Source organism: Collimonas antrihumi (genome assembly GCF_018304965.1).
Lineage (GTDB): Bacteria > Pseudomonadota > Gammaproteobacteria > Burkholderiales > Burkholderiaceae_D > Collimonas > Collimonas antrihumi.
In genome coordinates, this window is record NZ_JAGQED010000001.1 from 163,118 (window position 1) to 175,546 (window position 12,429).

Consider the following 12,429-nt stretch of genomic DNA (forward strand, 5'->3'; position numbering starts at 1 on the left):
CAATCGGAGTAGTAAACCATGCTATCAAAAACGCACAACATCGACACCAGAATCAACACACTGAATGCGGTTTTTGGCACGCCCCATGACCAAAAAATCGTCAGTGCGGCTTTACAATCGGCGAATGGTAACTGGTCAGACGCCCTAAACAATCTCAAAGATAAACTGCCTGAAGCGTCGCTACAAAAAGCAACCTTGGTTCACTCATTAGCAGCATGGTCTGGTGACAATATCCCGGTGGTTGCAGCACTTGCCAGACAACCGGATATGACGAATCTGCGTGCGGTGGCCTTGAATTACAACGTCGATAAGCTGGCCACTTTGGTAGACCCGAACAGCGTACCGGCTAACATAGCTGGCGCTACGCCAGCCGAAAAACAAAAGAACTTCGCCATCACCCTGCAAAACAATTTGTTCACCGCCGAACCCAGCGCTGTGCTGCAACGTATGGTGCAGGATGCCGAAGTCCCGATTGCGGATGCGAATCTGCGTAGCGGCACGGTGAGCTTTCTGAATAATCAGCCTGATTTCAACATACGCACAACTTCGATATACACCGCGCTTCAGCACCCAGATGCTTTTAACGGTATCGCAGATGAAAATCGTGCCGGCGTTGTCGAGCAGATGAAAACCTTGCAAAGGGTACAGGCAATCAGTCCGGTACCAACCGCTGTGCCGGTGTTGATCAAGGCGAACCTGACATCGGCGTTTCGCATCGCCGAGATACCGGAATCCACGTTCATGGCTGCGCACGGCAATGCGTTGGGCGAGGAAACCGCGCAGCAGGTTTATACGGGGGCGATCAACCTCCATATCCGCAATGAGCATGCCTTGATGACCATGCGCGAGGTCTCGCGCGGAACCGGGCTGGCGATGATGGATGGCTCGCAGCCTATGGAAGCGCGGATGGCTGCGTTGCAGGGTGTGGCCGACGCACATGCCGTTCCGCTGGATCTGGAGACGCTGTTCGGCGGCATGGATTATTGCGCTTGCGATGATTGCTTATCGGTGTATAGTCCGGCGGCCTATTTTGTCGAGATACTGCAGTATCTGAGAAACAACGATCTTGATCCAAAAAAAGCAAAATCCGACCCAAAGGATATTTCCAACACGCCGCTGGAAAACCTGTTACGCCGCCGTCCGGACTTGGGCTGCCTGGAACTCACTTGCGAAAACACATTCACCGTCCTGCCTTACATCGATCTGGTGAACGAGGTGATGGAGAGTTTTGTCGTCCATCTGGATAAATATAAAGCCGATGCGAACAGCCCCAAGCAAGCGACCTTGGAAGTTTTCAACGTAACCGACGAAACCACCAGCGAGCTGTTGGCGGAGCCGCAGCACATCAATTACAAGGCTTATTGCATTCTCAAGGACGCAGTCTATCCGTTCACGCTGCCCTACCATCAGCCGATTGATGCTGCGCGGATTTTTCTGAAATACATGGGTAGCAGTCGATACGAGGTATTGGATACATTCCGTACCGCGACAGAAATCGATGAAGGCGCGGCTCTGTCACCACCGCAATTGCAACAACTGAAGGCGTTGCATGGTTTGGTACAGCAACGCGCTGTCGATGCGGAGTTTCTTGGCATTACGCAAGAGGAATACATCATCCTCACGCGTGAAGCATTTTGGCCGAAGGTGTATTTCGAACTCACACAGCAGCAGGTTTATACCGATGACGACTACCGTCAAAAGATCGGTGTCAGGCCAGTGCATGAATATTACGGTTGCAAAACCGAGGCCGAGATGCTGAGTGTTGATGAGACAGCGCAGCTCGGTTTGACCTTCGTAAAGAAACAATTCTTGCCACGCACCGGTATCGCGTATGTGGATTTGATTGAATTGGTGAAGACGCGATTCATCAACCCGGCGTTTCCTCAAGGCAGGGCGTTGGCGATACTGGAAAACATACGGTTCAGCTACCGCTTTCTCCAGACCCTGGTGGACACCAACAGCAATGATCGGAACGTGCGCTTTGCGAAATTAATCGCATTCCTGGACGGGACGCAGCCGCTGGTTCCTAAAATAGACGCACTGCTGCATCCGGACCCCTGCCATCAGCAGGGCACCGAACACTGCCTGTGCGAGACAGATTTTCATGATTGGGTGCTCTGCTATTTCGAGAGAATCGGCAAATTGATTGTTCTCGAATCGGGCGAGGGGCCGCAATTGCCTGTCGAAGGTCAGTTATTCAAGGAGGATGCGCCGCCGACATATATCGGCACTTTGCACAAGGACGGCACGGTGGTCGATAAGAATGGGGTCATGATCGGCAACGTCACAATCACAGGGCAACTGGTCGGCACGGATGGCAAGCCATTTATCGAACAATTTGGAACGAGTGAGTTGCTTGTAGAAAATGCGAACGGCGACAGCATCGCTTTTGTTGATGCGATGGGCTTGCGAGGGCCACGCGAACAACGGCTCAATTGGCTGCCGGCGCGCGACACCTGTGACCTGGATAAAGTACGTCTGACTCACCTTGACGGCAGCGTTCTCTCCGTGGGCGAGTATGATCGCATGCAATGTTTCATCCGCCTGTGGCGTAAGCTGGGCTGGAGCATTGCCGAAACCGATCTGGCGCTGATTGGCTCGGGCGGTTCTGCTGTGGGTGTTAGCGTGTCTGGCGCGGTAACAGTCCTGACTGCAGATGGCGGATCCGTTGGCTTCGATATTTTCCAGTCTGATTGCAGCACCGTCAGCGATGGCAACGCAGGCGGATGTTGCGACACGCCAGAACACAATGACGACAGTAATTGTCCCGCACTGGTGAAAGTGCCGGAGAATATCTCGATGGGATTTCTGCATCAGCTGGTCGCGATCCGTCAACTGCTCGATCTCACCGGCATGCCCTTGGATAAGATGCTTTCGTTCTGGGCGGACATCAGCACCAGCGGAGAAAAATCGCTGTACTCGCGCTTGTTTCTCACCCATAACCTGCTTGGCATCGATAAGATATTTGCATCAGATGCGAACGGCAATTACCTGACGCAAGCCGCCAAAATGGCGGACCATATGCCGGTACTGATAGCGGCATTGAAGATGAAAGCCGACGATGTAGCGGCGATCGTCAAGTTGCGCCAGCTGACCGATGTGTTGACCCTGGCGAATGTGTCGGCACTTTATCGCCACAGTCTGCTAGCAAAAATCCTGCATGTGCCTGTCGTGGATCTGTCGGATGTGTTCACGCTATTTGGCGATCCATTCAAGAGTGCTGAGGGTACGTTGGCATTTCTGCATAACTGGGGAAAAATGGAGGATGCGGGATTCACGTACCGTCAGCTCGATTATGTGATTCACGATCAAGACGACCTCAAGCGCCCGCTGGCGCCGGCCAAGAAGACGATTCTGCAAATCAGCAAGGCCCTCTATGATGGCCTTCAGGCGATTGATCGCGATCACCAGGATGTACCTCTGGACCAGAAGGATCAAGCAAGCGCCGACCGCATACGCACCGAAGCCGGCTTGTTGTTTGACCCATCGGTAGTGGAGCAGATTATCAATCTGTTGGAGGGAACATCGATCTACACCACCAACGCGCCGGTTAATCAAGTCATCACGTTGCTCGATACGGATACGCTGAAAAAGAAGCTCAAGTACAGCAATCAGAAAGATGCCATCCCACCGAGTGCGTCTATCCAGGTCACAGGCATCTTGACCGATGCTGAAAAAGTGCAGGCGAAAGCACTTTCAAATGATGCAGACTGGGCCAAGGCCATCGACAGGGTGGGCAAGAAGGCGCTGCAGTTCTTCAACGATAGCCTGTTGGGGATATTCCCCAACAATGGCGAAGCCATCGCCACACTGTTGACCGGCGATATCAATGTCGCACCAGATCCTAATAAGCCTGGCGCTAGCGACGCCAATACAGGGCCCATCAAACGCAGCTATTTCCTGCAATTTTTCCTGCCTTTTCTGCGGCAGCGTCTGGCGCACCGCTTGATTGTGAGCAATCTGGCCGGTTCAGTGGGGACGGCGACGGATGTGACGGATACGCTATTGAACGAGGTGTTGCTGATCGGCGCATCCAAGCAACACGCCATCGACATATTGGAAAAAATTCACCAAAAACCTGCGGCGAGCGGTAACGACTGGAAAGGCTATCTGATCCCTGCCATTGACGATGCTTATACCTTTGTTGCACAGAGTCTGGTAGGCGACACGCAACCGCCAGCTATCGTCATTGATGGTCAAGTGATTCCGTTTACTCTTCAGCAGGAAGATCCGACGAATTTCTGGTCGACTGATCCTGCAACGCCGGTGAAGCTAAAAAATGGAAAGTCCTATGCCTTGGAAGTGAGCGGGCAGCCTGCCACCAACTTGCAATGGCGGACATCTTCCTCGCCTACCGCGTTCATTCCTGCATTGGTATTGTTGCCCGATTATTCATCTGACGGCACGGAGGAAGTGTTTGTCAAACTGGTGAAGGCGGCACTCATCGTCAAGGGCTTTAACCTGACCGTTGACGAGGTCAGTTATTGGCAAACGAATGGCGCCGACTTTGCTGCCGACGCGATGAATTTTGACTTCAATGCCATCACGCTGGGGCACTGGTATCGACTACAGGCATACGCTAGCCTGCGCGATCAGCTGCCGAAAACCGAGATGACCTTATTGGCACTGTTCAAATGGGCCGGCAAACCGGACGACGCCGCCAAACTGAGCGAAAAAATTGATGCTGTGACGCTCTGGGACAAGCGCGACATCAAGAAGCTGATGGCGCCGGAACATTTCGACCTGGATCATCCGGAAGCGTTTCACAATGAAATTAACCTGATCAAATTGCAAAAGGCGTTGCAAATTTCAACTGCCATCGGCACTGACATCGATCGCCTGTTCGAGTGGGCCAATCCGGTATCCAAATTCTCCGTCTGCCATCAGATTGCTGAAGACATCCGCGCCACGTTGCGGGCCCGCTACGATCAGGAGGACTGGGAGCTAGTCGTCAAGCCTTTGAACGACCAGTTGCGCGAAGACCAGAAGCAGGCGTTGATCCGCTATCTGGTGGTGCAGCCGGATTTGCGCGAATGGGGAGTGGTCGATGCCGACAGTTTGTTCGAGTTTTTCCTGATCGATGTGCAGATGTGCGCCTGCATGGATACGTCGCGCATCAAGCAGGCGATCTCGTCGGTGCAGTTGTTTGTGCAGCGTTGCTTGCTGGGACTGGAGATCCCGTATGGCGTGGGCAGCGAAGTGCTTGACCGGGACCGTTGGGACTGGATGCAAAAATATCGCGTTTGGGAGGCCAACCGCAAGGTCTATCTCTATCCGGAAAATTGGATCAAGACCACATTGCGCGACGATAAAAGCTCGTTCTTCAAGGAACTGGAATCGGAGTTGTTGCAGAAGGATGTCAATACGCAGACCGTTGAGGATGCGCTGAAGGCCTACTTGTTCAAGGTGGATGAGGTGGCGAACCTGAAGGTAGTGGGACTGTTTCAAGATGATGCGGGAAATAAGCTGCACATCTTTTCCCGTACACGCAATGCGCCTTATTTTTATTATTACCGCTACTTTCGTACTGACGAGCGCAACTGGTATCCCTGGGAGAAAATGCAGTTGGATATCCCTACCTATGACATGGAAGGCGCCAACGGACAGATCACGAAGCACGGTAGTTATTTGACTCCTGTCGTGTGGAATAGCCGCTTACTTATTTTCTTTCCGCAGTTTATGAAAAAAGCTGCGCCCAATCCGGCAATTGGTAATAACAACTTCGAAACGACCGCAAAGACGAAGAGCCCGTCGGACTGCCAGTCAATCGAATATTGGGAAATCAAGATGGGCTGGAGTGAATATCGTAATGAGAAATGGACGCAGAAACAAATATCTGCAGAGGCTATTTATAACAATCCGAATCAACCAAATGCCCTTCCAGATATTAATTCACATCAATTCATTCCGAGGTTTTTTTCCACCCCCAGTTCGCAACTTGCCATTGCCGGTTACGAGGGAAGTAAGATTCTTGGGGCATTTCTTTTTTCAGGTAGCCAGCTTTCGACGTTCACTGGCGTGATCGACGCTATTAGCTTTACGACAGATTTTCACTATACAAACGGAACCGACGAAATTCACTCTTTACAGGCCATCGATAACGAAGAGCCGAGCAAACTCACGGTAGAGCCTTACTTTGAAACGCCGCAGACTAATGTAACTGCGCATGTGATGGGGGCCACATTCCCGTTTTATCACGTATTTGCGCATGAATTATTGGGCAAAGTTGCGGCGGGCGGGTTGGACACACTGTTTGACTATTATGCCAACAAGATACCGGACGACAGCGCCACCATCCCGCATAAGGTCGATGCTTTTGGCGGCGACGCGCAACCTGTTGTCTATCACGAACTGAAACGTCCTTATTCTCTCTATAACTGGGAAGCGGCTTTTCACGCGCCCATGCTGTTGGTTGATCGCCTGCTGGCGGCCCAACAGTTCGATCAGGCGCTGAAGATGTGCCACTACGTTCTCAATCCTTATGCAGCCGGGACAGACGCCAAGCGCTTTTGGCAATTTCCGCCGTTTAAGGAAGTCGATGCAACGGGCGTCCTGGAAAAACTGTTTTCAGGATTGCAGCCAAACCAGCCAAACCAGCAGATTAACGAATGGCGCGACAAGCCGTTTCAGCCTCATGTCGTCGCCCGTTCTCGCCCGTCCGCCTACATGAAGTGGGTGGCGATGAAATACATCGAGATATTGATTGCCTACGGTGATTACTACTTCCGTCAAAACACGCTTGAAACCATTCCTCTTGCCATTCAATGTTTTGTCCTGGCTTCTCATCATTGCGGGACGAGGGGGCAAAAAATCCCGAAGAGCGGCAAGACCCTTCCGCAAACATACAACTCTTTATTGGACAAATGGGATGCGTTCGGCAATGCGATGGTAGAACTGGAACTGGCGTTCCCGTTCAGTAATCAGACGCCTTTGCCTATCGGCGTGAGCAACGGTGTGGTGGGACTCGCCAATGTCTTCGGCTTTGCGAGCACTCTGTATTTCTGCATTCCTGACAATCCACAGCTGACAGCGTTGCGTGAAACCATCGACGACCGCTTGTTCAAGATCCGCCATTGCGAAGATATCGACGGCGTGTTCCGGCAATTGCCTTTATTCGAACCGCCGATCGACCCGGCTCTGTTGGTGCAGGCGGCTGCGCAGGGGCTTAGCCTGTCGAGCGTGCTGAACGATATGAACAGCCCGATGCCGAATTATCGCTTCTATTATTTATTGCAAAAGGCGTTGGAGCTGTGCTCGGAAGTAAAAGCGCTGGGTGGTGCTTTTATGGCGATTAAAGAAAAGACTGATGCAGAGGATTTATCCCAGATCCGAGCCAGGCATGAAAGCAGCATTCATAACCTGGTGATGGAAGTTAAAAAGCAGCAGTTGGATGAAGCAGGAAAATCGTTGGATGCCTTGCAGCAAAGTCGCAAGGGGCCGGTGTATCGCTTGCAGCATTTCATCAAACTCATCGGCGAAGATTTGGGCAAGGTGCCGGATGAAAATACGGATTTCAGTGAATTTGCCGACACGATAGAGCAACCGGTCGACGAGAGCGGGTTGAAACTGATTTCCTATGAAAAACAGGAGATGGACAAGGCGAGCGAATCTTCCGACTGGCAAACTGGGATCGGCGTAGTCGAGACACTTGCAAGCGTCTTCCACGGCTTACCGACAATTAATAGCCATGCAACGCCATTAGGGGTTGGAGCAGCTATATCTTGGGGATTCCCAAACATGGGAAATGCTACTCAATCTATAGCCCGGGGATTGAAGATTCACGGCGATTATCTTTCTTATCAATCTTCTAATGCAGGTCGCAAAGCGGGTTTTTTGCGCCAACTGCAAGAACGCGTACAACAAGCCAATGTCGCCGGCTATGAGATCAAGAATATCGACAAGCAGATACTCACCCAGCAAATCCGGATCAGCATCGCCCAGCAGGAAATAACCAACCAGCAGAAGCAGATCGACAATGCGCAAGAGGTGGAGGAATTCTTGCGCAACAAGTACACGAAGAAAGATCTTTACTCGTGGATGGATAATCAAGTCAGCACCTTGTGGCATCAGGCTTACAACATGGCGTACGACATGGCTAACCGCGCCGAGAAAGTGTTCCGCTTCGAACGTGGATTGACGTCGTCCAATTTCATCCAGTATGGCTACTGGGATGCCGCTTACGACGGCCTGTATTCGGGAGAGCGCTTGTATTCAGCTTTGAAGCAGCTCGAAGCCGCATATCAGGAAAAGCGCGGCCACGACTACGAGATAAGCAAGTCGATTTCGCTGCGTCAAATCGATCCTCTGGCGCTGATCCAGCTTAAAGAGACCGGCAGCTGTGAATTCGCGCTGCCTGAAGTGTTGTTCGATATGGACTATCCCGGCCACTACATGCGCCGTATCAAGTCCGTCAGCCTGAGAATTCCTTGCACCATCGGGCCGTACACCAGCTTGAACTGCACTCTGCGCTTGCTTGAGCATAAGTTTCGAAGCAGCGCCATTGCCAAGGGCAAGGGCGATTATCCAGAGCAAATCGACCAAACCGATGCCAGGTTCAACACCGTCAATGTGCCTATCACCTCCATTGCGGTCAGTTCGCTAGACGACGAAAGTGGCGTGTTTGAACTGAATTTCCACGATGAACGCTATCTGCCGTTTGAGGGGGGGGGCGCGATCAGCAAATGGCGCCTTGAGTTGCCGGAGAAATTTCGGCAGTTCGATTACGACACGGTCACGGATGTTTTCATGCGTCTGCGCTATACATCGGTAGGTGATGACAAACTCAAGGCAGCGGCGGCTGGTTCGGTGCAGGATTACATCGCGAGCGTAGAAAACCTTAGTCGCGAGGAAGGGCTGTTTGCCATCTTCGATTTGAAAAACGATTTTCCAAACGAATGGTACAGCGCCGGCAATCTATCCGCGGGGGCGACCGAACGGGTATTGACGATCAAAAAACTTAACGAGAAATTGCCGATTTTTACCAAAGGGCGACCGCCTGAGAGGATCTTGGCGAAAAACATTTATCTATTTGTCTCGGGAGCGATCCCGGCTGCTTCGATCGTAGCCACGCAAGGCGGGATTGACATAACATTTCTGGCTGGCAAATCTATAGGTTCCATGCGTTCTTTTGTGGCAAATGACGTCGAGGTTCCCTTGGGAGATTTACAGATAAAAATTCACGATACGACGACAGTGATCGACAAGATGTTGCTATTGCAGCGGTATGTGTTGGCTTGAGCGCAGGGGGGAGGGATATCCGTCCAGACATAGTTCAGTTGGACAGAATGCCATGTGGATCATCCGTCGATGCCTTTCCAGCGGTATGTCCAGCAATAGCCGTCAAGTTTCAGTGCATGCATTGTCGATCTCTGCATCTTCTGGAAGACTTTTGCTTAACCAAAGGCCCCAAACTCCTGACCGCTACGACGGTAATCTAGTGGTCGGAGCCGCCAGGGTTACTAACATTCCAGCCCCCTCCGTTTTGGTTGTAGCCACCGCGTCCGTCGCCTCGGCCTTCGCGACCTTCTCCGCCCCTGTAGTGGTCGCGCTGTCCAAATCCGTTCCCGCCGCCATAGTAGCCATAGCCCCCGTCGCCTGGAGCGTACGGCCCCGCTACACACCCGGCGAGGAACAGGGTTGTCAGCGCAAGCAAGATAGTGAGACGTTTCATGACGAACTCCGTGGCAAATGGTGACATTTGTTTGGACAGCAATGTCTGCTTGCCGTTCAGATTAGCTAGCAGCGATAGTCGCAATGCTTGTTGATAGCGTTGCAGGATACACGCAATACTTTGCTATATCGTCAACGCAAGGGAGATTGAAATGGGTTACTGCAGGCGAAAGAAACAGACTGGCTAATACAGATGCCGGAAGGGCTTATTGTGTGCGGATGTGGCATTTTGCTGATTTTTGCATAATGACCCAGATTCAGCGTTCACCGATTCAAACCCACATCATCAAGGTATTAGCAGTAGCCTGCAGCACCGGCAAACAGCGCGCCGTCGCCTCGGCTTTTGAGCAGCTGGAGATCATCATCGAGACGCTTAACGCGCCGATCAGGGCGCCGCGACGGCTCTTGATCGGCACGGAGATGCCACGTAGCCCGATTTCATACTGGTTTTCGGTCACGCCAAAGCCATCCTCGCGGATGGTGATCAGCTCCCGGAACAACTGTTCCTTGTCCGTCACGGTCAGGTGGGTGTAGGCGATCAGGTCGATCCGGTCCAGATATCCACCTTTACGGTCGGTTTGTTGCCCACTTACGGCCAGGTCGGCATCGCTGCGCCAATCATGCTGGTGATACTGCGCATGCTGCAAGGCGTGTCGGCGGCAGGGGAGCAGGCTGGCGCCAATTCGATGGCGCTTGAGCATGCACCGTCGCATCGGCGCGCCTTTTTTACCAGTTTCACCCTGAGCGGAACCCAGGCCGGCCTGATTCTCGCAACCCTGGTTTTCCTGCCGATTTCGGCGTTGCCTGAAGACCAGTTAATGTCCTGGGGCTGGCGCATTCCATTTTTCCTGAGCGCGATTGTGGTGTGGGTTGGCATCTGGGTGCGCCGCGCCTTGCCCGAGACACCTGCCTTCGAACAGGAAAAGTCGCAAGCACAGGGAGAGAAGGAAGCCAAACTGCCGGTCATGGTGCTGCTGCGCGAACATAAGAAGAGCCTGGCGCGTGTCATCTTTGCTGCCCAGATCTCGGTAGTGAGCACGATTTTCAGTGTGTTTACGTTGTCATACGCCGTCAACACCATCCATATTCCACGCGCCACCATGCTGACCGTGCTGGTACTGGCAAATGTGGTGGCGCAAGCGGCGATTCCGGCCTTCGCTGCATTGTCGGACCGCATTGGCCGCAAGCCCGTGTTCATCTTTGGCGGGCTGGCTTGTGCCTGTCTGATCTGGCCTTATCTGTGGAGTATCAGCCAGGCCAATATCCCGCTCATCTTTGTTTTCGGCCTGCTTTTGTCCGGGGTTGTGTATAGCGCGGCAAACGGTGTCTGGCCATCCCTGTATGGCGAAATGTTCGATACCCGGGTACGCCTGTCCGGCATGGCCATCGGTACCCAGATTGGTTTTGCCCTGGGTGGCTTCGCACCGACTATCAGCGCCTCGACCTGCAAACTTTCAGCTTTTGCCGCTGACCTGGTCAAAGGTCTTTATCAAATCGGCCAGCGACTGCTTGCAAGCTGCTGCATTCGGCGTGCTTGCTCGCAGCGCCTCCAAAGCATGGTCGATGGCTTTGTCGAGGAGGTGCCAATCGGCTGCGGCACGCGGTTTCAGCCCGGCTTCGGCCGAATCCCAGGATAACTCCAAGTCTTTGATGCGCTTCTTCGCGCCTGGTAAATCACCTTTGTCCACGATAGAGGCGACGTCAACAGCGATGGCACGGAAAGAGGTCAAATCCCCAAGCTTCGATGGCGTTGCTGCTTCGACTGAATTGATCATGCCAACGGATGACGGTGCGACATACCCTGTGGCCAGCACGACGAAGGCAAACATTGCTGCAGAGAGCGGGCGGGTAATGGCGCTTGAAATAGAACTTGAATTAATGGCGATTGAATTCATGACGTTTTCCTTAAAAAATAAATTGACTGCTGCATCAGGCTGGCTAACTTGTTGCCCGGTTATTGGGCAGCTTCCGCTTTGAGGACTGCATTGCGCTGTGCCGCGACAACCAGTCCGATGATGACCACGAAGAACATTGCACTCGTCAACCTCGCACCGAAACCGAGACCTCCGTACTTCTCGGACTGCGACAGCAAGTCACCAAGCGCGGCACCTAACGGTCTCGTCAGGATGTATGCAACCCAAAAGGTCAGCACCTTATTCGCGCCCAGATAGAATGCCGCCATTGCGATGGCAATCAGTCCGCCAAAGACAACCACTCCCCATTGGAATCCCAGTCCCAAGGCCTCGGTGGCCAAGTCGCCTGCTGCGGTGCCTAGCGCAAAAGTGCACAAGATGGCAGCCCAGTAGAAGATCTCTCGACGCCGCGTGAAAATCGCCTGGATTGAAAGCGTCCCCTCGCTTCGGTGCCACAATGCAAATATCCCGGCAAGAGCGGCGGCAAAAGCAGTCGTACTGAGATAGAGACTTACGCCTAGGCCATCGGTTAACGCATCGGTGATTTGAGTGCCCACCACGCTGACCAGCACCACGGTCAACCAGTACATCCACGGGACGTAGCGCCGTGCGCGGAGCTGCACGAAAAGTGCAATCGCCAATAGCGCTGCCATCACGCTGCCGGTAATTGTCTGGCCGAAACCTGCGTTAACCGCAAGATAGTCCGCGCCGGTTTCGCCGACTGTGGTCGACATGATCTTGATGATCCAAAAACCTAGCGTGACTTCAGGAACTTTGTTTAACCAGCCAGATGACATTTGATTTGGCAATTTATTCATGGCACGCTCCAAGAGTTATGACAAGGCCG

Annotated in this window: 4 protein-coding genes and 1 pseudogene; 2 read left to right on the forward strand and 3 right to left on the reverse strand. The window is 52.8% G+C overall.

Translation table 11 applies throughout. The annotated features are described in order from the left end of the window. The first annotated feature begins 18 nt into the window (after positions 1-18). A complete protein-coding gene (locus KHU29_RS00715; RefSeq protein WP_211450788.1) occupies positions 19-9,237 on the forward strand; it encodes a Tc toxin subunit A-related protein in 9,219 nt (3,072 codons plus the stop codon). A gap of 704 nt (positions 9,238-9,941) precedes the next feature. On the opposite strand, the gene KHU29_RS00720 is transcribed toward KHU29_RS00715, so the two are convergent. Continuing rightward, positions 9,942-10,316 (reverse strand): IclR family transcriptional regulator domain-containing protein, encoded by a 375-nt coding sequence (locus KHU29_RS00720; RefSeq protein ID WP_246541314.1) that lies wholly within the window; start codon positions 10,314-10,316, stop codon positions 9,942-9,944. Between KHU29_RS00720 and KHU29_RS00725 the strand changes: the two are divergent. Further along, positions 10,290-11,036: pseudogene (locus KHU29_RS00725) on the forward strand (MFS transporter); the annotation flags it as partial. The gene KHU29_RS00720 and the pseudogene KHU29_RS00725 sit on opposite strands and share 27 nt — an antisense overlap. 87 nt (positions 11,037-11,123) lie before the next feature. Here the strand turns inward: KHU29_RS00725 and KHU29_RS22100 are convergent. Both KHU29_RS22100 and KHU29_RS00735 read right to left on the reverse strand, forming a co-directional pair. After that, a complete protein-coding gene (locus KHU29_RS22100; protein ID WP_425514431.1) occupies positions 11,124-11,564 on the reverse strand; it encodes a hypothetical protein in 441 nt (146 codons plus the stop codon). A gap of 59 nt (positions 11,565-11,623) precedes the next feature. Further along, the gene (locus KHU29_RS00735) at positions 11,624-12,400 is read right to left on the reverse strand and encodes a COG4705 family protein (RefSeq protein WP_211450790.1); all 777 of its coding nucleotides are present in this window, start codon (positions 12,398-12,400) and stop codon (positions 11,624-11,626) included. Positions 12,401-12,429 lie beyond the last annotated feature (29 nt).

Excerpts from the sequence above, each read along its gene's own strand:
- KHU29_RS00715 (WP_211450788.1), top strand. The coding sequence starts at position 19 with ATGCTATCAAAAACGCACAACATCGACACCAGAATCAACACACTGAAT.
- KHU29_RS22100 (WP_425514431.1), bottom strand. The coding sequence starts at position 11,564 with ATGAATTCAATCGCCATTAATTCAAGTTCTATTTCAAGCGCCATTACC.
- KHU29_RS00735 (WP_211450790.1), bottom strand. The coding sequence starts at position 12,400 with ATGAATAAATTGCCAAATCAAATGTCATCTGGCTGGTTAAACAAAGTT.